Annotated in this window: 22 protein-coding genes and 1 tRNA gene; 12 read left to right on the plus strand and 11 right to left on the minus strand. The window is 53.2% G+C overall.

Annotated features, from left to right (window positions below):
* The first annotated feature begins 2 nt into the window (after positions 1-2).
* Positions 3-2,282: a tetratricopeptide repeat protein gene (locus tag QUD54_RS08255; protein WP_286336254.1), complete on the plus strand. Its 2,280-nt coding sequence runs from the start codon at positions 3-5 to the stop codon at positions 2,280-2,282.
* Here the strand turns inward: QUD54_RS08255 and miaA are convergent.
* Positions 2,262-3,158 (minus strand): tRNA (adenosine(37)-N6)-dimethylallyltransferase MiaA, encoded by an 897-nt coding sequence (gene miaA, locus QUD54_RS08260; RefSeq protein ID WP_286336255.1) that lies wholly within the window; start codon positions 3,156-3,158, stop codon positions 2,262-2,264. The genes QUD54_RS08255 and miaA overlap by 21 nt on opposite strands.
* 92 nt (positions 3,159-3,250) lie before the next feature.
* Here miaA and mqnP point away from each other — a divergent pair, with 92 nt between their 5' ends.
* The 6 genes from mqnP to QUD54_RS08290 all read left to right on the plus strand — a co-directional run bounded on the left by mqnP (position 3,251) and on the right by QUD54_RS08290 (position 7,444).
* Positions 3,251-4,066: a menaquinone biosynthesis prenyltransferase MqnP gene (gene mqnP / locus QUD54_RS08265; protein WP_286338031.1), complete on the plus strand. Its 816-nt coding sequence runs from the start codon at positions 3,251-3,253 to the stop codon at positions 4,064-4,066.
* Complete coding sequence (locus QUD54_RS08270) at positions 4,063-4,593, plus strand: hypothetical protein (RefSeq protein ID WP_286336256.1); 531 nt, start codon at positions 4,063-4,065, stop codon at positions 4,591-4,593. The genes mqnP and QUD54_RS08270 overlap by 4 nt, the downstream gene beginning before the upstream one ends.
* The gene (locus QUD54_RS08275; protein ID WP_286336257.1) at positions 4,586-5,098 is read left to right on the plus strand and encodes a DUF6115 domain-containing protein; all 513 of its coding nucleotides are present in this window, start codon (positions 4,586-4,588) and stop codon (positions 5,096-5,098) included. Before QUD54_RS08270 ends, QUD54_RS08275 begins: the two co-directional genes overlap by 8 nt.
* Positions 5,091-5,816 carry a uracil-DNA glycosylase family protein gene (locus QUD54_RS08280; protein ID WP_286336258.1) on the plus strand — a complete coding sequence of 242 codons (726 nt, stop codon included), beginning with the start codon at positions 5,091-5,093 and terminating at the stop codon, positions 5,814-5,816. The genes QUD54_RS08275 and QUD54_RS08280 overlap by 8 nt, the downstream gene beginning before the upstream one ends.
* Before the next feature lie 43 nt (positions 5,817-5,859).
* Positions 5,860-5,936, plus strand: a tRNA-Arg gene (locus tag QUD54_RS08285).
* Positions 5,937-6,163: 227 nt separating this feature from the next.
* Entirely contained in the window at positions 6,164-7,444 is a 1,281-nt protein-coding gene (locus QUD54_RS08290; RefSeq protein WP_286336259.1) for a GGDEF domain-containing protein, read from the plus strand.
* Positions 7,445-7,482: 38 nt separating this feature from the next.
* Here QUD54_RS08290 and QUD54_RS08295 read toward each other — a convergent pair whose 3' ends face one another.
* From QUD54_RS08295 to prfB, 5 genes are all read right to left on the minus strand, one after another.
* Entirely contained in the window at positions 7,483-7,695 is a 213-nt protein-coding gene (locus tag QUD54_RS08295) for a hypothetical protein (RefSeq protein WP_286336260.1), read from the minus strand.
* A 73-nt stretch (positions 7,696-7,768) separates the two neighbouring features.
* The gene (locus QUD54_RS08300) at positions 7,769-9,061 is read right to left on the minus strand and encodes a TolC family protein (RefSeq protein ID WP_286336261.1); all 1,293 of its coding nucleotides are present in this window, start codon (positions 9,059-9,061) and stop codon (positions 7,769-7,771) included.
* A 14-nt stretch (positions 9,062-9,075) separates the two neighbouring features.
* Positions 9,076-12,222 carry an efflux RND transporter permease subunit gene (locus QUD54_RS08305; protein ID WP_286336262.1) on the minus strand — a complete coding sequence of 1,049 codons (3,147 nt, stop codon included), beginning with the start codon at positions 12,220-12,222 and terminating at the stop codon, positions 9,076-9,078.
* A gap of 3 nt (positions 12,223-12,225) precedes the next feature.
* Positions 12,226-13,401 carry an efflux RND transporter periplasmic adaptor subunit gene (locus QUD54_RS08310; RefSeq protein WP_286336263.1) on the minus strand — a complete coding sequence of 392 codons (1,176 nt, stop codon included), beginning with the start codon at positions 13,399-13,401 and terminating at the stop codon, positions 12,226-12,228.
* Positions 13,402-13,494: 93 nt separating this feature from the next.
* Positions 13,495-14,610 carry a peptide chain release factor 2 gene (gene prfB / locus QUD54_RS08315; protein WP_286336264.1) on the minus strand — a complete coding sequence of 372 codons (1,116 nt, stop codon included), beginning with the start codon at positions 14,608-14,610 and terminating at the stop codon, positions 13,495-13,497.
* Between the two features lie 137 nt (positions 14,611-14,747).
* Here prfB and panC point away from each other — a divergent pair, with 137 nt between their 5' ends.
* On the plus strand, positions 14,748-15,569 hold the full coding sequence (gene panC / locus QUD54_RS08320; RefSeq protein WP_286336265.1) for a pantoate--beta-alanine ligase: 822 nt from the start codon (positions 14,748-14,750) through the stop codon (positions 15,567-15,569).
* Between the two features lie 20 nt (positions 15,570-15,589).
* On the opposite strand, the gene QUD54_RS08325 is transcribed toward panC, so the two are convergent.
* The 5 genes from QUD54_RS08325 to QUD54_RS08345 all read right to left on the minus strand — a co-directional run bounded on the left by QUD54_RS08325 (position 15,590) and on the right by QUD54_RS08345 (position 19,697).
* Positions 15,590-17,419, minus strand: coding sequence for a peptidoglycan D,D-transpeptidase FtsI family protein (locus tag QUD54_RS08325; RefSeq protein WP_286336266.1), 1,830 nt, complete (start codon positions 17,417-17,419; stop codon positions 15,590-15,592).
* Positions 17,420-17,438: 19 nt separating this feature from the next.
* Positions 17,439-17,741, minus strand: coding sequence for a flagellar hook-basal body complex protein FliE (gene fliE / locus QUD54_RS08330; RefSeq protein WP_406600560.1), 303 nt, complete (start codon positions 17,739-17,741; stop codon positions 17,439-17,441).
* 10 nt (positions 17,742-17,751) lie between these two features.
* Positions 17,752-18,246 (minus strand): flagellar basal body rod protein FlgC, encoded by a 495-nt coding sequence (gene flgC / locus QUD54_RS08335; protein ID WP_286336267.1) that lies wholly within the window; start codon positions 18,244-18,246, stop codon positions 17,752-17,754.
* A 9-nt stretch (positions 18,247-18,255) separates the two neighbouring features.
* Positions 18,256-18,678, minus strand: a complete 423-nt coding sequence (flgB, locus tag QUD54_RS08340; RefSeq protein WP_286336268.1) for a flagellar basal body rod protein FlgB — start codon at positions 18,676-18,678, stop codon at positions 18,256-18,258.
* 83 nt (positions 18,679-18,761) lie between these two features.
* The gene (locus QUD54_RS08345; protein ID WP_286336269.1) at positions 18,762-19,697 is read right to left on the minus strand and encodes a glucosaminidase domain-containing protein; all 936 of its coding nucleotides are present in this window, start codon (positions 19,695-19,697) and stop codon (positions 18,762-18,764) included.
* An 82-nt stretch (positions 19,698-19,779) separates the two neighbouring features.
* Here QUD54_RS08345 and QUD54_RS08350 point away from each other — a divergent pair, with 82 nt between their 5' ends.
* The 4 genes from QUD54_RS08350 to QUD54_RS08365 all read left to right on the plus strand — a co-directional run bounded on the left by QUD54_RS08350 (position 19,780) and on the right by QUD54_RS08365 (position 23,249).
* Positions 19,780-20,961, plus strand: a complete 1,182-nt coding sequence (locus tag QUD54_RS08350; protein ID WP_286336270.1) for an FtsW/RodA/SpoVE family cell cycle protein — start codon at positions 19,780-19,782, stop codon at positions 20,959-20,961.
* A gap of 28 nt (positions 20,962-20,989) precedes the next feature.
* Entirely contained in the window at positions 20,990-21,694 is a 705-nt protein-coding gene (locus tag QUD54_RS08355) for a dUTP diphosphatase (protein WP_286336271.1), read from the plus strand.
* Positions 21,691-22,731 carry an undecaprenyldiphospho-muramoylpentapeptide beta-N-acetylglucosaminyltransferase gene (murG, locus tag QUD54_RS08360; RefSeq protein ID WP_286336272.1) on the plus strand — a complete coding sequence of 347 codons (1,041 nt, stop codon included), beginning with the start codon at positions 21,691-21,693 and terminating at the stop codon, positions 22,729-22,731. Before QUD54_RS08355 ends, murG begins: the two co-directional genes overlap by 4 nt.
* A gap of 152 nt (positions 22,732-22,883) precedes the next feature.
* Complete coding sequence (locus tag QUD54_RS08365; protein ID WP_286336273.1) at positions 22,884-23,249, plus strand: hypothetical protein; 366 nt, start codon at positions 22,884-22,886, stop codon at positions 23,247-23,249.
* The last annotated feature ends 95 nt before the right edge of the window (positions 23,250-23,344 follow it).

A 23,344-nucleotide genomic window follows, 5' to 3' on the forward strand; every position in this document is an offset into this window, starting at 1 on the left:
TCTTGCATATTCGCGACGGTGCACCGTTTCGCTGCGAAACGGTGTTGGGCGAAGCGGGTGAACCCACATCCTACCGCTGTCTCTTCAGACGGATGCCCGAGAGCCGTCTGGCTCCCATCGTGACCGACTTTTTCGACATAGGGTTCGAAGAGAGAAAAGATGCCTTTGTCTGTCTGATCGCTCCGAAAAAACAGAGTCTTATCCACCCGCTTCCTCCACCCGTTCATGAAAATCCGGAAATCTCCACCCACCCTCTGAAAATTTCGAACCACTGGATCGTGATAGGCTATGAAGATCAGCCTCCCTATCTTGGAAAAAAACGAAAATTCGAAAACGGACTCTCGTTCCCGCTGGATTTCAAGTCATACAGTATTCCCACGGTCGGTGCAGTGGATATCAACGGCGATCCCGTCTTTATGAAAAACAATCGTGATATCGAACGCTTCATTGCGGTCAAAGAGGCTTTTGAACGCGGCAAATACAAAAAAGCGTACGATCTGGCAAGCGAGGCGCTCGAAAGTTTCCCGAACACCATTTTCGCCAGCGATTTTCTACGCTACAAGATCAAATCTCTGGCGAGGGAGGATATGAAAGAGCATGCAGACGAGATCATCGCATTGGGAAAGCTCTTCATCAAACGCTACACTTCCGACGAATATCTTCCCGAAGTACTGCTGCTGCTCGCACGTGTCTACAGTGCAACCGGGTTTACCAGCGATGCCAACTACTTTTTCGATCGTCTCATAAACGAGCACAAAGGGACGCGGTTCGCCAATCTCGGTCTTATCTATCTTGGCGATCAGCTCTATATCAACGGCAAGGTGAAAGAGGCGACCAAACGTTATCTCGAAGCCTACTACAGTGCAAAAGATATCGATGTCGCATCGTTGGCGGCATACAAACTCGCCATCCGTTACCTCGATCGGGGCATGACGAAAGATGCGGTCTCCTACCTGGAAAAGATATGGAAGAGAAATCCCGATTTTCTTCTCAAAGAGAAAGAGGATGCACACTCCATCGCGCAGCAGCTCGCCGCAAGAAGGGCGTACGACCTGGCGATCGAAATCAATAAGGGATTGCTGAAAAAACTGAAAAAACTGGACGATATCTATGAAACGGTGATGTTCGAGATCGCCGAATGGTACGATGAAAAAGGGGATGTCAGATCGGCGATCGATTGGTATGAAAAGTATCTTGACGCTTTTGCCTACGGTGAATTCAGCGACAAGGCGAAAGAGAATCTCGATGCACTCTTCGTCATGAGCAACGATGCCAATGCAACGGAAGCACTCAGAAAGTACGAGAGCCTGATGCGTGAATATCGAGGCTCCCCGATCGCCGACAAAGCTTTGGCCGCCAAACTGAAAGTGCTGTTGGCAGAAAAACGTTTCGACGAGGTACTGGCACTCTCGGATATGATCGACACGATCGAAACGCCGGAAGCGAAACGGGCGGCCGAAGAGACTCGCACCGCGGCGGCCAGAGCGCTTTTTGACGAAGCCGTGAAACGGAAGGAGTGTAAAACTGGTATCGCGATGGTCGAGAAGTATGGCATCGAGACGGCAGAGAAGGAGGACGACTATCTCTACGGCTGCTATGCCAAGTATGCACGCTATGAGGATGCATTGAAAATCGCGGAGAGACATCTCGGAGAAAAAAACCTCAAAGAACGGATTGTCTGGCTTTGCAGATCGGTTCATATGCTGACATCGCTGAGGCGTTATCGCGAAGCCCTGAAGGCCTCTGCCGACGTGAGGGCTTTGAGTGGAAAAGGTGCAGAGAAGGCGTGCCCGAATCTTCCGTGGGACGAGGTGAAAGCGTACCATGCGCTGTCGGACTACGCCAAAGAGATAGCCCTCATCCGTCAAATGGCCAGACGCTACGGGAACGATATGCGTATGGCCGAAATCTATCGGATGGGATACGACAGCGCCAAAAAAGCGGGAGATACGCTTCAGCAGTTCTGGATGCTGAAAAGACTCATCGCCCTGCAAAACAGCAAAGGGAGCCATCCCTACTCGCCGTGGGTAGAATTTGAGGCGATACGACTTTTGAAAGCGCAGAAAAAGTATAAAGAGGCACTCGCGATCGCCGAAGGGATGGAAACACTCTCTTTGAGTGGGGAAAAACGTGGCAGATGGCTCTATGAGAAAGGGCTGCTCTATCGTCTGACAGGTAGACAGAAGGCGTCGAAAGAGGCATTCAGGGAGTGTGCCGCCGTCAAAGGGGGCGGAGCGTGGCGGAAGCTCTGCGAAGAGGCGCTAACGCTCCAGAACTTCTGAGATTTTCTCTTTCAGTTCGTCGCGTCCCAGCTTGGGATGGGGCGGAAACTGTGTGCTATTGAAGGTGCATTGACGTTTGGCCAGCTGCCGCGTGTGGATAACGATGCGTTCTTGCATTTGTCCAAAAGAGAGTTTGCCGTCGAAATAGTCGAGTACTTCGATGATACCGATCGCCTTCATCGCACTTGGTTCTCTGCCGTAGCGCTTTTCCAAGGCAGAGACTTCATCGACAAGACCGGCTTCGATCATGCTTGCCGTACGGCGTTCGATGCGCTGGTGAAGTTCCACTCTCTCGACTCCGATTTCAAAGAGAGAGAGGTCACGAACGATCGGAGCGGGCGGGTGTTCGGCAAAATATCGGCTCGGCTCCTTTCCTGTCTGAAGATAGAGCTGCAGGCCCTTTTCGATGCGGTAGCGGTCGTTGAGCGCGATTTTTTCGGTATAGATGGGATCGATCGAGGCGAGGCGCTTGTGTGCATCGGAGAGATTCGAAACGATCTTTTTCACTTCGGCCTCGACGTTTTCATCGATCGGCGGTATGTCGGAGATCCCTTCTGTCAGGGCTTTCAGGTAGAAGCTGGTGCCTCCGACGATAAAAAGGTGTTTGCCGTACGTTTCGGCATATCTTTTGGCCTCTTTGAAAAGATCGATGAACGTGGCGACACTGAAGTGTTTGTCGGGTGTGACGACATCGATCCCGAAATGCGGAATACCTGCACGCTCATGCAGTGTCGGTTTGGCCGAGGCGATATCGATCTCCTTGTAGATCGAGAGCGAATCGAGTGAAAGGATGACACCGCCGTATTGTCTGGCGAGCTCTATGGAAAGATCGGTTTTTCCCGAAGCGGTCGGGCCCAATATCGCAATAGTTTTCATGGAATGGATTATATGATAAAATCCGTAGAAACAATACAAAAAGGGTCGCAGTGAAGATCGTCAAGTGGTACAAAGATTTTAACGAATTGATCATGTTTCAACATTCTGTCTTCTCGCTTCCTTTTATCTTTATCGCAATGATCGTATCGGCCGACGGATGGTTTGGCTGGCAGCTTCTGCTGCTCGGCGTGCTTGCGGCGGTGAGTGCCAGAAACTTCGCGATGCTGGTCAACCGCTATCTCGACCGCGATATCGACGCACTCAATCCACGGACCCGGAACCGCCCGAGTGTCGACGGGCGCTTTTCACAGACCCAGCTGCGCCTTCTGATTCTCATCAATGCACTCGTTTTCATCGCAACGGCATATATCATCAACGATCTGGCCTTTTGGCTTTCGTTTCCGATATTGCTCGTTTTGGGCGGCTACTCCTGGTTCAAGCGCTTTTCCGAGCTCGCGCACCTGGTGTTGGGACTCTCCCTTGGACTGGCCCCGATCGCCGGTGCCGTTGCCGTCGAAGGGGAGATTCCGATGTGGTCGATGATGCTTGCAGTCGGCGTGATGTTCTGGGTGGCCGGCTTCGATCTGCTCTATTCGCTTCAGGATATGGCGTTCGACAAAGCGCAGGGGCTCTTTTCGATTCCGTCGCGGTATGGGAGCGACTGTACGATCTTTCTGGCACGCATCTTCCATGCGATCGCCGTACTCTTCTGGGCCTTTTTCACGGCGATGGCGTCGCTCGGCTTTTTTGCATGGCTGGCCGTTTTTGTTGGCGCTGCGATGCTCGTCTATGAGCATCGAATCGTCAGCAGAGATTTCACGAAGATCGACCGCGCCTTCTTCACTGTCAACGGCTATCTCGGTTTTGTCTATCTCCTTTTGATCATCGCCGACAGGATGGCAGGATGAGTGACAACATACGACTCGTTCCGGCTCCTCTCGATATAGTCTTTGACGTAGCACAGAGGGATCCCGAGGGTTTCGAGCGTGAGTTTCAACGCCTGAGCGAGACCGACGACGACCCGATCGGACAGTGGCTCAAGATCGCCAAGGCGCGCGGCGAGACGAAAGAGACCGATCCGGTACTCCTGCATCTGATCATCGAACTTCATCGCAAAGTGGACCAGTTGACGCAGATCGTCAAGCATGAAGAGCCCGAAAGGATCGATCTGCCGTATCATGCCCATATCGAGTCGATAGGTTTTGAACACTTTAAACTCAAAGAGTCGATGCTGGAACCCGGCAAGCGCTACTACGGGCGCATCACGATGCCGCTTTTCCCAAAACGGGACATGGGGATATGGTTCGATGCGATCGACGAGCGGATGGCGAAAATCGTTCGCCTGCATGACCGGGACGAGAAGGAGTGGAGCAGTTATGTGGTTGCGAGGGAACGGGTGATGATACGCGAAATGAAAGGAAAGAAGGGTGAATGAAACGGTCTTGATGATTGCAGGCCTTGCCGGGGTGATGCTGATAACGTTGATCTACATGGCGATCAAAGACAAGGAGACGGGCCGAAAGCTGGCGATGATGGAAGCTGGTATCGACAGTGTGAATCAGGAGATATTCAAACTTTCGAGAACGGTCGACATGTTCCAGAAAAAGGTGATGCGGGAGCTGGACGAGCTTTCGCAACAGACGATCGAATTGGAAATCGATGAACGTGTAATCGGTCAGAAACTGCAGCCGCTTGCGCTTCAGGTTCAGCATCTGCAGGAGCAGATCGACAAGATTCGTACGGAACTTCAGGAGCGTGTCGAGCGGCTCGACGGCAAAGTGCGCCAGGTGACGTTCGCCGCTGAACACGCCGCCCCCGATGAACAGAAGATCCTGCAGTTGCATGCCCAGGGGTTGGACAGCGCCAGTATTGCAAAGCAGCTTCGCCTGGGCAAAGGTGAAGTGGAACTCGTTTTGAAGTTCTCGAAAATTCATGCTTGAAGTTCATCCCGAGTGGCGCGACGATATCGCCGCAGCCTACAACGCACTCGATGGGAACTACCGGAAGTTTGTAGAGAACGGCCGCTACATCCCTGCGCAAGAGCACATCTTCAACGCTTTCAAGACATTGCCGAAATCGAAACTCCGCTATATCCTTTTTGGCCAGGATCCCTATCCGAGAGAGGCGTCGGCGACGGGCTATGCATTTATCGACGGTGCGGTAGAGTCGATATTTTCCGAAAGTGGTTTGAGCAAAGCGGTCAATCGGGCCACAAGCCTTCGCAATTTCGTCAAAATGGCGCTGGTCGCCGATGGAAGGCTTCAGCCGGATGAACTTTCGCAAGAGGTGATCGCGGCACTCGACAAGCGTGATCTGATCGACTCGATCGAAGAGTTGCGTCTCAACTTCGAAAAAAACGGTGTATTGCTGCTGAATGCCGCACTACTGTTCGAGGATAAACGCGCTTCAACCCGCCATGCCAAAGCGTGGCAACCCTTCGTCGGAACGCTTTTGGAGCGCATCGATAGCAACGTCGAGCTGATCCTTTTCGGCAATATCGCCAAGATGATTCAAAAGATTCCGGAGGCCGGAAGGTTCCGCCATCGATGCATGGAACATCCCTACAACCATACCTTCATTCTCAATGAAAACGCCCACCGTCTCTTCGGACCGATGCATCTTTTGAAAAAAATCGAGAATTTTTCAAAAAAACCTTGAAATTCAAAACGATTTGGTGTATAATTCCCGTCCACAAAGAGATGCGCTCGTAGCTCAGCTGGATAGAGCACTGGTTTGCGGTACCAGCGGTCACACGTTCGAATCGTGTCGAGCGCGCCATCTTCAAGCTCCCTAAATATCGAACTTCAAAGCATTTTTCATAAAATTATATTTTGTTTAAGGTTTGACCGAGTCCCACTTTTATCTTCGGCAATTACACGTACGAAACGATCTACGAGATCGATTTTTTTTTTCATGCTTAAAGAAGTATTAAAAATTGATTTCAAACCAAATAGACCCATCGTGATTCGCAAAATTCCGCTACAATGGTTTTATAAGGATATGTGATGCACCATCGATTTTGCGAGAAAGAGCTGGATACCGTTTACGACGCTTTTTATCATGAGTTTCTAGCGCAAAAAAATATGTCCTCTTTCTTTGAATCGAAAGAGCAGATCGGGAAGATTGCCGAAAAGCAGAAAAAACTTTTAATCGACTATCTCGAACATGAAATCTTCGATCCGGCACTCTATGAGGAGCTAGGAAAAAGCCATCACGACAGAAAGATCCCTTTTCTATCTATATGCGAAGCGGTCAACTTTCTGGAACGGGCGACCATCTCTCTCTTTCTGCACCCCGAAACCCATGGAGACTCCGTAGAGTCCGTCATTCGCTACTACGAAGAGGCGGAACGCTTCATCGCAAAAGGCTATTTTTTCAACGATATGCATCGCTTTGTGCAAACCCTCACGAAAAAAAGAAACAAATCCAATGCCCCTGTTGTGGCCCATTTGATGAAGATCCATGTCGACTGGATGATGGAGCTGGACAAAATCGTACAAAAGGAGCCGCTCGATTACGATAGGCTCGAAGCGTTTATCGAGACGCCGTGCCGGTTCGGAAAGGAACTGGATATGCTTAAAGAGCATACCCATACCTGTGAAGAGTTCGACCAGATAAAGCGCGAACATATAGAGTTTCACAAAGATCTCTATGTGTTGCACTACACTTTGAAGCGGGAGGATTACATACGTGCTTATGCGCTCTTTCAGGAGATCAAGACGCTTATACTCGAGATAGAGACACTGCTTTTCGTCATCAATATCTTCGATATTTCGGAAGAGTTGAAGTACGATGGGCTGACCCGTGCTTTCAGCAAACGGATGATCGCTCCCATTCTCGGCCAAGAGGTCGAACTGAGCCGTCTCGCCGGAAAACCGTTGCTCGTCGCAATGATCGATATCGACGATTTCAAACGTATCAACGATACTTTCGGACACGCGTTCGGGGATTTCGTTCTCGCCAAACTGGTTCGTCTGATGCAGCGTAACATGCGGCGTTCCGATTATCTGTTTCGTTATGGCGGGGAAGAGTTTCTCGTACTTATGCCCAATACGGATTTGGAAGGAGCGTTGCGTGTTTTGGAAAAAGTGCGCCGAAAAGTGCATGGCCATTTTTTCAAGCAAGGCAATCGAGAAACGAGATTTACGATCAGTATCGGCCTTTTCGAAGTCGACCCGGAGTGGATCCGGTCGATCGATGGAATAATTGAGGAAGCGGACAAACGGCTTTACGAGGCCAAACGAAACGGAAAAAACAAAGTCGTTTATGGTTGTTTGCCTCGGTAGTTTCGGCAGTGTAGCTCAATATTGCAAAAAATTCCGATTTAAAATCCTTTTTTCGCGCGCTCCATCAACTCTTCCATCTCTTTTTTTCTTCGTATCTCTTCACGTCGTTCGACCGCTTCGTTGGACGGTGTTTTGGGATCGGCGAAGACCGCTTTACCGTAAAGGGTACACCCTTTCATACCCGGTTCGCAGGGCTGGTCTAGAAGGTCGCAAATGTTTCCGATTTGGTGGGAGCATGTCCATCCGCCCATCGTCTCTCCTGAACTTTTTAAAAAATCATAACATATTTTGGTGTAACACCGCTGCAGACGACGTTTTCCCCGGCTATTTTCCGACGGCCCGTTCGACGGCGGCGAGAGAGGTGAAGAGAGTGTAGTAGCTGACGACGAGGCTGCTGGAAGCGTCGATATACCCCTGGCGTGCCTGCTGCAGTTCGATATAGTCGCCGATGCCGTGTTCGTAGCGTTTCTGCGCCTGTTCGAACTTCTCTTTGGCCGCTTCGGCGAGGCTCTGGGCCAAGATCACCTCGTCACGGTTTCTGAGTGCCCGGGTGACGGCGTCGGCCACCTCCTGCCGAATACGTGATTTCACGTCGTTGTACTGCGCGAGTCTCTTGAGCAGTTCGGCGCGCGCCTCTTCGATGCGGGCATCGGTTTTGCCCCCTTCGTAGAGGTTCCACTTCAGGATGACGAGCGCGTTGGCCTGATCTTTTGGGACATAGAGCTCGAGATCACTGTCGGCCACTTCGTTGTGCGTATAATCGAGTGTGGCCAAGAACTTGGGGTAGTAGCCGCCCCTGAGACTTGCCAGGCGTGCTTTGGCACTCTCGATCCGGCTGTGGTGACTCCGTAGTTCCATGCGATGGCTGTAAGCGAATGCTACGAGCTCTTCGAGGCTCTTTTCCATGACCGGTAGGCTTTTGTCGGCGTTGGCGTAGTCGATTTCGGGAGCGTAGAGGCGGTGGGGAACCGCATGGGGATCGAGTCCGGCCACCTTCTCGAGCCAGATACGTGCACGACGGTATTCATAGCGTGCACTGTTGAGGGATTTTCGGGCCTGGATGAGGTTGACCTTCGCATCGGAAACGTCGATCTTGGTGCGGATCCCCGCTTCATAGTAGCGTTCGGCGCGGTGGAGCTGTTTTTCGTTGAGACGAACGTTCTCTTCGTTGACCGCGATCAGGTTTTTCGCCTGCAGGACATAGTAATAGGCCTCTTTGACGTCGAAAATCTTGTCGGAGATCTTCTGCTGCAGCGTTGCGTGGGCGGTGTCGGTGCCGAGGCGGTGGGCTTCGATCTTTTTCCCTGTCTTTCCGAAATCGTAGAGCAGCTGGGAGACGGAGAGGGTTCCGGTCATCAGGCCGGAGCTCTGTGTTCCATCGATGGAAGCGCTTTTGACTACGGTGCTTCCGGCGCCGGCACCGATGTCGACCCGCGGTCTGCGCTCCCCTTCGGCTTGGCGGGTACGTTGTTTCGATGCATTGTAGTCGGCCCGCCAGATGTCGAGGTCGGGGCTCTTTTCAAGTGCTATCGTGACAAGATCGTCGATTTTCAGAACCTTGGGCTCGGCCGAAAGCAGGGAAGAAAAGGCAATGAGCGAAAAAATCAAACGTATCATGGTGACTCCCGGTTTCATAACGACTCCCTTCTTGCGACTTCCTCTTCGACATCGACGAATTTCTCGCGCATCGTCTCCAGGACGACGTAAAGCACCGGTACCAGCAGGGTGCTGACGACGGTTGCCATCACCATCCCGCCCAACAGCCCCACGCCGATCGAGCGCTGGGTGATCGCACCCGCCCCTGTCGTGAAGGCCAGCGGCATGACGCCGAAGACGAAGGAGAGAATCGTCATCATGATCGCCCGGAAACGGAGTTTTCCGGCCATGATCGCCGCATCGAAGATGGTGTGCCCCTTCTCCCGTAGCTCTTTGGCGAACTCGACGATCAAAATGGCGTTTTTGGAGGCGAGGGCGATGAGCAGCACCAGCCCCACCTGGGCGTAGATGTTGAGTGGCAGCCCCGCCATCCGCAGGGCGACGATCGCACCGATCATGACGATGGGGACCGATAGCAGAATCATCAGCGGCAGGATCCAACTCTCATACTGCGCCGCCAATACCAGAAAGACGACGATCGTGACAAAGATGAAGACATAGATCTGCGCGTTTCCGGCCAGCTTCTCCTGATAGGACATTCCCGACCACTCGAAGCCGTAGGTTTTTGGCAGCAGGCGCTCGGCGATCTCCTCCATCGCCGCCATCGCCTGGCCGGAGCTGTAGCCCGGTGCGGCGTTTCCCGTGATCTGAATGGCTCGGTAGAGGTTGTAGTGCGGGAGGTTCTGCGGCCCTGTGATCTCTTCGATCTTCACGAGCGAGCCGATAGGCACCATCTTGCCGTAGGCGCTCTTGACGAAGAGTTTGGAAATGTCCGACTTGTCGCTTCGGAAGGCTTTGTCGGCCTGGACGAAGACGCGGAAGACCTTTCCGAATTTCGTGAAGTCGTTGATGTAATAGGAGCCCAGATAGGTCTGCAGCGTCGCGAAAAGATTGGCGATGTCGACCCCTAGGGCGTTCGCTTTTTTTCGATCAATGTCGATGTAGTACATCGGATAGGAGGCGTCGAACGTGGTGAAGGCCCGGCCGATGCGCGGATCGGCGTTGGCTTCTTTTATCAGCTCCCGGACGTGGCGGAGGAAGGTATCCAGGTCGCTCGCCAGGTAGTCCTGTACCCGGAAGTCGAAACCGCCGACACTGCCAAGCCCGGGAATGCCCGGAAGGTTGAAGGCGGCGACGGATGCCTCGGTGAATTTCGCACCTTTGCGGTTGACGGTTTGGATGATGCTTTCGACATCCATTCCCGCCGCTTTTCGCGCCTCCCACGGTTCGAGCGAAACGAAAAGCACGCCGGCACTCGGGTCGAGGGTGTTGGAGATGGCGTTGAAGCCGTCGATCGCGATGACGTCGGCGACACCGGGGATTTTAGCGACCACGTCACTCACCTCTTTGCGCAGATCGAGGGTCCGTTCGATCGTACTGCCGGGACGCAGCGTGAAGGAGACGAGAAACGCACCCTTGTCTTCGGAAGGGACGAAACCTGTCGGGGTGATCGAGAAGAGGTAGTAGACCCCGCCGAGTGCCAGGAAAAAAAGCGTCATGACGGCCCAGCGTAGTTTTACGAGCAGTGTGACGAGGGCCGTGTATCCGGCGGTGAGCCGGTCGAAGAAGCGCTCGAAAAGTTCGAAGCCGACAAACTTCTTCGCATCCGGCCCCTGCCGCCTGATAATGATGGCGCTCAGTGCCGGCGAGAGGGTCAGTGCGTTGAGCGAGGAGATGATGACGGCGAACGAGATCGTCAGTGCGAACTGCTGGTAGAGCGATCCGGTGATGCCCGGCATCATCGAAACGGGGACGAAGACCGCCACGAGCACCAGCGTCGTCGCGATGATCGGCCCGATCAGCTCGATCATCGCCTTTTTCACCACCTGGGGGATCGGCAGGTCGGGCTCTTTTTTCATGATCATCTCGACATTTTCGACGACGAGAATGACGTCGTCCACGACGATCCCGATGGCGAGGATCAGGCCAAAGAGCGTCAGGAAGTTGATCGAAAAGCCGGGGGCCGCCTGCATGACGGCGAAGGCACCGATGAGCGAGACCGGAATGGCGACCGAAGCGATGACGGTGGGGCGCCACGATTGCAGGAAGATGTAGATGATGAGGATGACGAGTAGAATCGCGATGAAGAGGTTTTTCACGACGTTGTCGATCGCCACCTCGACATATTGGGTCGTATCGTAGGGGATCGAGTAGGCGATTCCTTCGGGGAATCGGGATTTCAGCCGATCCATCGTCTCACCCACTTTTTTGCGGATCTCGAGGGAGTTGGAGCCGGGAAGCTGGTAGATGCCGATCATCCCGGTCGGTTTGCCGTTGAGGGCGGCGTTCCAGTCATACTTTTCGGCACCCAGTTCGATGCGGCCGACATCGTCGAGGTAGACGAGCGCACCGTCTTTACGGTGTTTGACGACGATGTTTCGAAACTCATCGACCGTGGCGAGACGTCCTTTGGTGGTCAGGACATACTCGAAGGGCTGGTCGCGGTAGGTCGGTGCCGCACCGATCTTTCCAAGCGATGCCTGCCTGTTCTGGCTTTTGATCGCTCCGATCACCTCGTTCGGGGCGATGCCGAGCGCTTTGAGTTTGTCGGGATCGAGCCATATGCGCATCGCATACTTCTTCTCTCCCATGATCTCCGCTTTTCCGACGCCCGGAATCCGCTTCAGTTCATCAAGGATGTTGATTGTGATGAAGTTGCTCAAAAAGGCATCGTCATATTGCTCGTCGCCGCTGAGGGTGACGGCGCAGACCATACTGGCCGTCTCTTTGTTGACGGTGATTCCCTGCTGTTTCACCTCCGCCGGCAGAGAGGGCTCGGCGATCGAGACCTTGTTCTGAACGTCGACGGCGGCGATATCGAGATCGTATCCCGGCTCGAAGTAGACGGTGATCTTCGACTGGCCTGCCGAGGTACTGGAGGATTCGATGTAGATCATCCCCTGTACGCCGTTGAGTTTGTCTTCGAGGGGGCGTGTGACGCTCTCTTCGACATCGAAGGCGTTGGCCCCCGTATAGTTGGCGGAGACCGTCACGGTCGGGGGGGCCACGTCGGGAAATTCCTGGACCGGCAGAACGTAGATCGAAAGAAGCCCCGCGATGATGATGATGAGCGAGATCACCATCGCGAAGATCGGGCGTTTGATGAAGAGGACGGAGAACATCGGTTATTCCATGCCCATCGCGTCGGCCACTTTTTTCAGCAGCGCTTCGGGGCCTTTGGTCTTCGTGACATCTTCGGGTTTGAGCGGCATGCCGTCACGGACCTTTTTGAGGCCCGACACGACGACACGGTCACCCTCGTCCAGCCCTTTTTTGATCGCGACGAAAAAACGGGTCGAGAAAGCCGGTTCGACCGTGGTACGCTTCGCTTTGGCGGTTTTACCGGCGCGATAGACGAATTTGCCCTGCTGGTCTTCGAAGATCGCCTGGGGCGGGACGACGATAAAGGGGTGCTGGTCGGTGACGAAGAGGTTGAGATAGACGAAGGTTCCCGGGAGGGCTTCGGACTGGCTGTTTTTCAAGACGGCGCGCATCGTGACGGTCGATGTTTTCGGGTCGACCGTGTTGTCGGTGAAATCGACATACCCTTTCAGCCGCGGACGCGAAAGCATCCCGTCGGAAGATGGGATCTCGACGAAGACGTCGAGCTTCGATTTGGATGCGTAGGTCGAAATTTTTTTCGCCTCTTTTTCGGAAGGGGAGAAGTAGACATAGAGCGGATCGGTCTGCATGATCGTCGTCAGAAGCGTCGCTTCGCCGTAGCCGACCAGGTTGCCCACATCGACACGGCGTGCGCTCGTTTTTCCGGCGATCGGGGCCCGTACGACCGTGTAGTCGAGGTCGAGTTTCGCTTCGGCGATTTTCGCCTCGTCGGCCAGAATCGCCGCTTCGTAATTGGCCATCTGCGCTTCATACTCCTCCAGTGTCGCCCTGGGTGCCAACCCCTCTTCGGCAAGCGGCTTGTAGCGGGCGACATTGGCTTTGGCGAGTCTGAGCATCGCCTCGTCGCGTTTTTTGTTGGCGATGGCCGCTTGAAGCGCCGCTTCGTAGCGGTCTGGCTCGATCAAAAAGAGCTTCTGCCCCTTTTTCACCGTTTCGCCGTCGCGGAAAAAGCGTTTGACGAGCCGTCCCGAGACGCGTGCGCGTACCGCCTGCTCGCTGCTGGCTTTGGTCATTCCCGTAAATTCTATCCAGATAGGGATGTTTCGCTTTTTGACGGTGATCGTTTCGACCGGAAGTGCCGGGGTCTCTTTGGCGGCTTTGGCTTCTGGCTTCTTCTCTTGACAACCTGTGAAAAAAAAGCCAAAGATCAATATCAGCGGCAGAAGCGTTCTTGGCATGAAGAATCCTTATACGGAGAAAAATACTCTCATTGGTATTATGATAGGTGAATTCGTGTTAATAGTAGATAAAGAGAGGGTGGAGCGAGAAGTTTAAGACTTCTCGCCGCTCTGTTTTTCGGCTTCGGCCACGAGGACCCCTTCGATCAGTTTGTCGATGTCGCCATCGAGAATCGCGTCGACATTGCTGAAGGCCTGGCCGCTGCGGGTGTCTTTGACCTGCTGGTAGGGTGCCAACACGTAGGAGCGGATCTGGTGCCCCCACCCGATATCGCTCTTTTCGACGCCGTCGGCTTCGGCTTTTTTCTTCTCGAGTTCCAGTTCGTAGAGGCGGCTTTTGAGCATTTTCATCGCCGTCGCTTTGTTTTTGTGCTGGCTGCGGTCGTTCTGGCACTGCACGACGATACCCGTCGGGATATGGGTGATGCGGATGGCGCTTTCGGTTTTGTTGACGTGCTGGCCGCCGGCACCCGATGCCCTGTAGGTGTCGATGCGAAGGTCCTTGTCTTCGATCTCGATATCGATGTCGTCGTCGATCTCCGGAGAGACCATGACCGAAGCGAAAGAGGTGTGGCGTCTGGCGTTAGAGTCGTAGGGGCTGATGCGTACGAGACGGTGGATGCCGTTTTCGACTTTGAGGTAGCCGTAGGCGTTTTCGCCCTTGATGATGAAACTGACGTCTTTGATCCCGGCCTCTTCACCCGGCTGGTAGTCGAGCACCTCGACCTTGAAGCCGTGGCGTTCCGCCCAGCGCAGATACATACGGTACAAAATGCTCGCCCAATCCTGGCTCTCGGTACCGCCTGCGCCCGGGTGGATCGATACGATGGCGTTGTTGGCGTCGTGCGGACCGCTGAGCATCACTTCGATCTCGACCTTGTTGACCCGCTCTTCGATCTCGGGGGCTTCGGAAAAGAGCTGCTCGAGCGTCTCTTCATCTTTCTCTTCGGTTGCCATCTCGAAGAGATCGAGTGCATCGTTGACAGCGCTTTCGGCCTCTTCGTAACGCTTCAAAATCCGCTCGAGGCGATTTTTCTCTTTCTGGATTTCGCCCGCTTTTTTGGCGTCGCTCCAGAAATTCTCCTGCATCTCCATCTCGGAGATCTCTTTAAGACGCTTTTTGATCTCGTCGGGCTTGATAATGTTTTTGATGTTTTCGATCTTGGTCTGAAGTTTTTTCATCAGTTCGGAAAATTCGTAACTGTCCACAGGTGATATCCTTTGATATAATTGCGTAATTATACTATCTCTTTGGAGTTAAAAACTAAAAGTTGAAAGCTAAAAGTTCAGGAAAGTCGCTTCGCTTTGTTCAGATGACTTTTAGTTTTACCAAATAAAGGCTTGCCTTGAAAATTATCCGTGATATCGAAGCACTCAAAGCTGTGCGCGGCCAACTTTCCGGAAGTGTGGGGTTTGTTCCGACGATGGGAGCGCTTCACCACGGGCATCTTTCGCTCATCCAGAAAGCCCGGGCCGAAAACGACCATCTCATCGTCTCCATTTTTGTCAATCCAACCCAGTTTCTGCCCGGCGAGGATCTTGACAGATATCCAAGACGTGAAGAGGCCGATAGAAAGATTTGCGAACTGGCCGGGGTGGACATCCTTTTCATGCCCGAGATCTCCTCGATCTACCGTGCCGACGAGGTGAAACTCAAAGCGCCTGCCTATCTGGGGTATATTCTCGAAGGAAACCGCCGGCCCGGACACTTCGACGGTGTGGTACAGGTGGTGATGAAGCTCTTTGGCCTTACACGGCCGACGCGTGCCTATTTTGGGAAGAAAGATGCGCAGCAGCTGAGAATCCTGCAGAAGATGGCGGAAGACTTTTTCCTGCCGCTCGAAATCGTCCCGGTCGATACGGTGCGCGAAGAGGACGGGCTCGCGCTCAGCAGTCGTAACGTCTACCTGCGACCTGAAGAGCGAGAAAAGGCTCTCTCGATCTCCAGGTCGCTCAAACGCGCTTCACGCCTCGTCATGGCGGGTGAACTGGAGAGTGAAGCGATCAAGCGACAGATGCACGAGATGATGAAAGATATCGATGTCGAGTATGTCGCCATCGTCGATCGTGATTTCAAGCCGCTCGAGAAGGTCGAGATAAAAAATACGATCATTCTCGTCGCCGCGAAGGTTGGGCAGACGCGTCTCATCGACAATCTTTGGATTTAAGTACCTGAGCGCAGAGGAGTTTAATGCCCTCTTTTTTCACCCGCACGGGGGCCCAGTGACGGATCGGGCACCAGATCGCCCTGTTCGACCATCAGGTCGACAATCTGTTTGAAGAGCGGCACGGCCGACATCGCCGCGAAGTAGGCGTAGGGCTTTTTCGCTTCGCGTACCAGCACGCCGATCGTATAGCGGTGGTTTTTGTCATTGGCGAAGCCGATGAAGGAGCTGTTGTAGAGCTTCGCGTAGCCCCCTTTTCTTGAGGCGATATGTGCCGTCCCCGTCTTTCCCCCTATCTGTAGCCCCGGTGTTCTAGCTTTGGTTCCGGTTCCTTTCAGGACAACCTTTTCCAGAATCTTTTTCATTTGAGCGGCGGTGGCCGGCGGGATTACCTGACGGATCGACTCGTCGGCGGTGACCGGATAGTGTCTGCCCATCGGATCGACGATCTCTGCGACGATTTTGGGTTCGACGAGACGGCCGCGGTTGTTGAAAACGTTGTAGGCGCGGACCAGCTGCATGAGGGTGACGCGTATGCCGTAGCCATACCCGACCGTCGCTTTGTAGATTTCGCTCTCCATCTGCGTCACATGCGGCATGATGCCCGTATGTTCGTAGGGCAGGTCGATGCCGGTTTTCTGGGTGAAGCCGAAATCTTTGAAGCCCTCGACGAAATCGACGCCGTCGAGACGTTGCGCCAACTGGGCGATCCCGATGTTGGAAGAGTGGACGATGACGTTTTCGGCACTCATCCACTCCTCTTTGTGTTCGTCGGTGATGATTTTCCGGCCCAGTTTGTAGCGGCCGCCGTAGGTGCGGACGATGTCGAACGGATTGACGCGTTTGTGCTTCAGCAACAGCGCGAAGGTGATCGGTTTCATGACCGATCCCGGTTCATAGGTGTATTCGACGGCGGCGACATTGAGCGAAGGGTAGTCCTTTCGGCGGATGTTGGCCGGGTCGTAGCGGTTGGAGGTGGCGAGCGAGAGGATTTTTCCGCTTTCCGCTTCCATAATGCAGGCGATCGCCTCTTTGGCTTCCAGCTCCTTTTTCGCCTTGTCGAGCAGGGCTTCGACCCCTTTTTGCAGACCGACGGGGATGTTGAGGTAGAGGGTCATTCCGTCGATGGCGGGCCTGACGAGGCTGTTGCCGCTGAGAATGATCGTGTTCCCGATGTCGCGCTCCCCTTTGACGATGCCGTTTTGGATGGGGCGCAGCTCCTCTTGGTAATACTTCTCGAGGCCCTTGACACCCTCGGGGCGAGTGAAGCCATCCTCTTCCCTTTTGCGCATGTATCCCATCACGGGGGTGAGCATGTCTTTGTAGGCGAAGATTCGCGACTCGCCGCTTTCGGTCAGACTCAGGCCGTACTTGATGATGCGGCCGTTCTTGTCTTTGTAGGGGATGAAAACATCGAGCAGACGGAGCTTGCGTGCCAGCGATTTGAGGTATTTCGCGCGGTTGGCATCAACCCTGTAGGAGAGGACGACATTTCCTTTTTTTCGGAGCCGCTTGGCCACCGTTTTTTCCGGGATGCCGCTGTAGATGCTGAAGAGCCGGATGAAGAGCTCTTTTTTGTCGGGATCGATGTTGCGGGTGTTGACCATCGCTTTGTAGAGTTTCTGGCTGAAAGCGAGTTTGAAGCCCTCTTTGCTGACGATGCCGCCGCGAAGCGCACGGTTGGTTTCGCTGATGACCAGTTTGGGTATTTGCCGCTGGCCGAGAGCCGTGTGGACGATGGAACCGACGAAGACGGCAAGACCGATGATGAAGAGAATGAGAATGACAAGAAGTTTGGTCTTTTTGCCGATTAGCTCGTCAAGTTCGCTGGAAGGAGAAAATAGTGGCGACACGGCAGTCCTGGGTGTGAGGTTAGATCTGGGTTCTTAGAATCTCTTTGTACGCATTGATCGCCTTGTTGCGTACTTCGAGCATCAGTTTCATACTCATCTCGGCTTTGTCGATGGCAAGGGCTGCCTGGTGCAGATCTTTTACCTGGCCGGTTGCGATATCGCTCATCGCCTTCTCTCCCTCTTTTTGCAGATCGTTCACCTCTTCGAGCGACTCTTTGAGTACATCGCCAAAATCGCTGCCTTCGGGCTTTGCGACTCTGTTCTTGCTCTGGAGCAGATCGCCGGTAGAGAGTTGGTTGAGACCCTGAACGTTTTTGTCCACTGAAAAGTCCTTACGCTCTTAAGATGTCGATGGCGCTCGTCGCCATCGCTTTGACGCTCTGAAAGGCCGCCACATTGGCCTGGTAGGCACGCGTCGCTTCTATTAGATCGGCCATTTCGATGACCGGGTTAATGTTTGGGTAGGCAACATACCCTTCGGCATTGGCATCCGGATGGGAAGGGTCGTATTTCATACGCGGTTCGCTGTCGTCGCGGACGACTTTGTCGACGACGACCCCCATCACCGGCGGCACGGCCGTTTTTCCTTCTCTCCCTTCCCCGAGCGGATCGGAGTAGGGCAGAAACTCTGAATCTTCTTCTATTTTACTGTTTAAAACTTTATCGAAATTGAAGGCTTTGAAAACCACTTCGCGACGTCGGTAGGGGCCGCCCTCGTCGGTTCGGGTCGTGTTGGCATTGGCGATGTTCGAGCTGATGATGTTGACACGGAAACGCTGGGCCGAAAGACCGTAGCCGTTGATGTCGAAACTGCTCAAAAAACTCATGAAAACTCCTTAGACTTTCGCCGAAGCGTCGATAACGCTGCGGAAGATGGCGCCGTTTTTCTTCAGTGCGGCGACCAGGGCATTGTACATGACCGTGTTTTTGGCCATCTCCGTCGTTTCGACGTCGAGATCGACCGTGTTGCCGTCGTTGCGGGCTGTGTGGCCATCCCTGAAGAAAATCTCGGCGTGTGCCGATGCATCCTCTGTCGTGCCGTTCAGATGGTTTGCATGGGTCGCGGCAAGCTCGAGTTTTGCAGAGGGTCTGGCATAGAGGCGGTCGCGCTCGATGGCCAGCGCATCCTCAAACGCTATGTCGCGCGAGCGGTAGAAAGGGGTGTCGACATTGGCGATATTCGAGCTTATCAGATCCTGTCTGAGTGCCCGGTAGTCGAGAGCTTTGGCCATCAGAGTGTGGGCGCGGTTGATCTCCATTGAGACTCCTTTTGCAAATGTTGCAAAAGAACAAGCAAAAAACGTTCCCAGTTTGTATGGTTTTCGTGATGTCTCAGGAGCGGCTATGCATCGGGGTGGATGACGACGGGACGGTTGGTTTGAAGTTTCGCGCGGTCGAGCCATGCGAGGTTGTTGGTACGGATCAGTTTGATGAGGTCTTCGACGTACGCCTCTTTGCGTTCGGAGTAGTGGTCGAGCGTATGGATAAGCGCCATGCCCGTCAGCGGTCTGTTCTCTTTGCGAAGTCGGGCACGGAGTTCGCGAAAGCGGCGGTAGGCAGGATGGGTGTTGAGGTTCAGAAGATAAGAGCGAATCGAATCGAGCGGCGAATCGAAAGTTGCTAGGCCGTAGTTGCCAAGGTGGCTTCTTTGCTCTTTGGGTTTGAGTGCGGTGTCGCTGAAGCTCCATTGGCCAAAGAGCGCATTGCCCTCCACGGCGAACCGCGACGTTCCCCATCCGCTCTCGACGGCGCCCTGGGCCAAAATGAGCGTCGGCGGGATGATGTCAACCCGCTTGAGCAGTTCATCGAGTTTTTTGGGTGTGAGGGATTCGTTCTTCTCTTTGAGCACTTTGTATTTGAGTGCCAGCTGCCGAAGCCACTTGGTATCGCTGCGTGAAATCGGCCCTTTTTTGAGTTCGCCGTAAATTTTCAGAAGCTTTTCGCGCTCTTTTTGGACCTCTTCGTTCGCCATCAGCGCTTCGGAGGCGAGCAGACGCAGGAAGATACTCTTTTTAAGCGGTACCGGAATCTTGTCGGCCTTTTCGCCCCACCGCTTCGAGATATGGGTAATGACGATGCGCGGAATCGTTTTCATTCCCTTTCTGAAGGCTTCGTCGGTGTAGCCGAGATTGTCGAGTATCTGCATCGTCTGCTGGTACGATTTGACGGTATAACGGATAAACGAGGGCTCTTTGGGTGTCTCTTTTTTCTCCACTTTCGACTCGCATCCGGCATAAAAAAGAAGTATCAATGAAAAGAGCGCCAATCTTCTTGTCATCTTGAAAACCTTTATCCGTTAAACAGTTACGTTTCCATATAATATCAAAAATTAAGAGCCAAACAATTAAAGAAAAACATGCATGATTGACCGTCCCCTCTTTTTAACCGCAACGGTACTCATTGTCATCGGTATCGTCTTCAGTTACTCGTTATCTGCCTATACGGTGCTGCTTTTCAACACGCCGCCGTGGCACTTTTTCCTGCGGCAGTTCGTCGCGGGGATGGCGGGCATCGTGCTGATGTGGCTTATTGCGCGGCAGAATCCGGAAAAGATCGCTACACCGCTGGGATTTACCCTGTTGATCGTCTCGATCTTAATGATGGTCGCTCTGCCGTTTCTGCCCGAACAGTTCGCCAAAGAGGTCGGCGGTGCGAAACGGTGGTTGAGGCTGGGACCGCTCTCGCTGGCACCCGTCGAGTTTTTCAAAATCGGCTTCGTCTACTTTCTGGCATGGAGCTTTTCGCGTAAGGTGCTTCCCAAGCATGTGGCCCGTGCCAAAGAGGTGCGCTACACGCTCAAAGAGGAGCTGCTGATTGTACTGCCGTACCTGATCGTCTTCGTGGCGATCATGTTTATCATCGCCATCTTTCAAAACGACCTGGGGCAGGTGATCGTGCTGGCGGCGACGCTGCTTTTTTTGATGATTTTCGCCGGCAGCAGCATTCGCTTTTTCGGGATGACGCTGCTGGTCGGTCTTCTCTTGATCGCCGGGTTCATTGTCACATCGCCCCACCGGATCGAGCGCTTCAAAGGGTGGTGGTACATGCTGCAAAACGCGATCGCCGAGCTCTTCCCGCAGTGGGCGGCGGCAGTGCCGAAAGTGAACCTTGCCGAGGAACCCTACCAGGTAAGCAACTCGCTTCATGCAATCCACCATGGCGGTCTCTTTGGTGTAGGGCTCGGTAACGGTGTGCTGAAGCTTGGCTTTTTGAGTGAGGTTCACACCGACTTCGTTCTGGCCGGCATGACCGAGGAGATCGGCGTAGTGGGGGTAGCAGCCGTTGTGACGCTGATGATGTTCGTCATCTTTCGGCTTCTAAAAATCGCCGGACGCAGCGACAACGCCATCTACTATCTCTTTTGTGCGGGGCTTGCGATGATTATCGGCTTTTCGTTTTTGATGAATGCGCTCGGCATCAGCGGCGTCATCCCGCTCAAAGGGATCGCCGTGCCGTTTCTCAGTTACGGCGGATCGCAGATACTGGCACTCTCCATCGGGATGGGACTGGCGCTGTCGATGAGCAAAAAAGCGAAACTTTAAACAGTGAAAAATTTGAGGAGTGTGTAACGTGGATAAACTTTCGAAACTTGTCGAGATGTTCAGGCTGCAGCAGCGGCTTAACGACGATACCAACGGCCCGAAGTGGCGCGAAGGCGTGACGAAACAGGGCAAGGTGATCAACTGGAAGCGATGCATCGTGATGGAGACGGCGGAGCTCGTCGACAGTTTCAGCTGGAAGCATTGGAAAAACATCGCCGGCGGTATCGACCTGGAAAACATCAAGATCGAGATGGTCGACATCTGGCACTTCGTCATGAGCTACATTTTACGCTTTCATACCCCCGAAGAGGCGGCGAAACTGGCGTTCTCTACGATGAAGGTGAGCCAAATAAAACTGCCGAAAGCGTGGAGTGAAGCGGACAATGCGCGTCTGGAAGCGCTGCTGGAGCCATTCGAAAACCTGATGGCGATGGCACTCGTAAAAACCGACGACGAGGTCTACCAGGAAGAGCTGCTGGAGCAGTTCTGGGAGTGTGTCGACGCCGTGGGGATGAGTTTCGACGAACTCTACCGTCTCTACATCGGCAAAAACGCTCTCAACCAGTTCAGGCAACGGCACGGCTACAAAGAGGGCACTTACGTCAAAGTCTGGAATGGCAAAGAGGACAACGTCGTCATGCAGGAGATCCTCGCCGCAAATCCCGACATCACTTACGACGCTCTTCTCGCCGCACTGGAGAAGGCGTACGAAAAAGTGAGAAGTGAGAAGTGAGAAGTGAGAAGCCGAAACCATCCAAAATTCTTTTGACCGGAGGAGGAACCGGCGGGCATCTGGCCATTGTCCGGTCGGTCAAAGAGGAGCTGCTCAGGCGAGGCATTCGTCCTTGTTACATCGGCTCCGAGAGCGGGCAGGACAGGGCGTGGTTCGGTGAAGACGCAGATTTCGAAGCGAAACGCTTTCTCCCCACACGCGGCGTTGTGAACCAAAGAGGCTTCGGAAAGCTCGCTTCGATGGCACAGGTGTTCAAAGCGACGCTGCAGGCGCGCCGCTTCATAAAAGCGCACGGCATCGAAGCGGTATTGAGCGTCGGCGGTTTCTCCGCCGCTCCCGCATCGTTCGCTGCCATTCTTACCGGCACGCCGCTTTTTATCCACGAACAAAACGCCGTCAGCGGCCGCCTCAACCGCATTCTCGAACCCTTCGCCAAACGCTTCTTCTCCTCCTACGGCGACGACCGCATCGACTACCCCGTCGGCGAAATTTTCTTCCAAACCGCCCGTCTCCGAACGGAGGTCGAAACCGTCATCTTCCTCGGTGGCAGCCAGGGCGCCAAAGCGATCAACGATTTCGCCCTCGAACTCGCTCCCGAACTGCGAAGACGCGGCATCCGCATCGTCCACCAGACCGGAAACCTCGACTACGAGCGCATCAAAGGTGCTTACGAAGCGCTCGGCATCGAAGCCGACGTTTTCGCTTTCGACAAAGAACTCTACAAGCGGATCGCCCAAGCCGACTTCGCCGTCAGCCGTGCCGGCGCCAGTACCCTCTGGGAACTTGCCGCGAACAGGATTCCAACCCTTTTCGTTCCCTACCCCTATGCCGCAGGCGACCACCAGTATCACAATGCCCGTTATATCGTTGAACGAAACGCCGGATGGATTGTGAGACAGAATGCGTTGAAATCGGATCTTTTTTGGGATATAATCGACAAAGAAAATATCGCCCCGGTCAGTGAAAAACTCGCAACGATGATCGGCCCCGACGGTGCCCGGAAGATCGTGGAGAGCATGCTGGCGGAGGGAAGATGAAAGGGTGTTTTGTACAGAAATTCGGTGATGGTTTGCTAAAAACGTGTGACTATCGGGATATTTTGGACGAAACGGTAGAAAAAGGTCGATGTTCTGTCGCTATGGTGTGAGAATGGTACGGAAATATCGGATCAATAAAAAAGGACACTACGATGATAGCATTTGATTATATTGAACCAAATTATAAATACATTGCAATTTTCACCAATTTAGATCAAGAAAACAATCAAGAAATCCACAAAAAAAACTTAAATAGAGATAGTAGAGAAGGATATAGTGGAAATTGGATTATTTCACAAAATAGAATTTTTCAAAAAGTTTTGCTATATGTTAGAGAAAATGGTCAAAATAAAATATATCTTGCAGATTATTTAGATAGAGAAATTATTGAAGCAAATAGATCAAGGATATATTTTACAAATTTAAAACTTGTTGATACAACTAATTTGCATTGGGGAGCTTTTACTGAAAGTAACAACGCTCAAAGTCCTGTTAGATATATTGAAAAAAAGATATAACAAATACTTGGCGAATGAAACTGTTATAAGTGTTATATGTTATAAGGGTCAGGTGATAACCGATAACTTCAGGATTTTTACGGTAAAATCATAAA

The organism is Hydrogenimonas cancrithermarum (assembly GCF_030296055.1).
Taxonomy (GTDB): Bacteria; Campylobacterota; Campylobacteria; order Campylobacterales; family Hydrogenimonadaceae; genus Hydrogenimonas; species Hydrogenimonas cancrithermarum.

Excerpts from the sequence above, each read along its gene's own strand:
- miaA (WP_286336255.1), bottom strand. The coding sequence starts at position 3,158 with ATGAAAACTATTGCGATATTGGGCCCGACCGCTTCGGGAAAAACCGAT.
- mqnP (WP_286338031.1), top strand. The coding sequence starts at position 3,251 with ATGTTTCAACATTCTGTCTTCTCGCTTCCTTTTATCTTTATCGCAATG.
- QUD54_RS08270 (WP_286336256.1), top strand. The coding sequence starts at position 4,063 with ATGAGTGACAACATACGACTCGTTCCGGCTCCTCTCGATATAGTCTTT.
- QUD54_RS08280 (WP_286336258.1), top strand. The coding sequence starts at position 5,091 with ATGCTTGAAGTTCATCCCGAGTGGCGCGACGATATCGCCGCAGCCTAC.
- QUD54_RS08290 (WP_286336259.1), top strand. The coding sequence starts at position 6,164 with ATGCACCATCGATTTTGCGAGAAAGAGCTGGATACCGTTTACGACGCT.
- QUD54_RS08295 (WP_286336260.1), bottom strand. The coding sequence starts at position 7,695 with ATGGGCGGATGGACATGCTCCCACCAAATCGGAAACATTTGCGACCTT.
- QUD54_RS08300 (WP_286336261.1), bottom strand. The coding sequence starts at position 9,061 with ATGATACGTTTGATTTTTTCGCTCATTGCCTTTTCTTCCCTGCTTTCG.
- QUD54_RS08305 (WP_286336262.1), bottom strand. The coding sequence starts at position 12,222 with ATGTTCTCCGTCCTCTTCATCAAACGCCCGATCTTCGCGATGGTGATC.
- QUD54_RS08310 (WP_286336263.1), bottom strand. The coding sequence starts at position 13,401 with ATGCCAAGAACGCTTCTGCCGCTGATATTGATCTTTGGCTTTTTTTTC.
- flgC (WP_286336267.1), bottom strand. The coding sequence starts at position 18,246 with ATGAGTTTTTTGAGCAGTTTCGACATCAACGGCTACGGTCTTTCGGCC.
- flgB (WP_286336268.1), bottom strand. The coding sequence starts at position 18,678 with ATGGAGATCAACCGCGCCCACACTCTGATGGCCAAAGCTCTCGACTAC.
- QUD54_RS08345 (WP_286336269.1), bottom strand. The coding sequence starts at position 19,697 with ATGACAAGAAGATTGGCGCTCTTTTCATTGATACTTCTTTTTTATGCC.
- QUD54_RS08350 (WP_286336270.1), top strand. The coding sequence starts at position 19,780 with ATGATTGACCGTCCCCTCTTTTTAACCGCAACGGTACTCATTGTCATC.
- QUD54_RS08365 (WP_286336273.1), top strand. The coding sequence starts at position 22,884 with ATGATAGCATTTGATTATATTGAACCAAATTATAAATACATTGCAATT.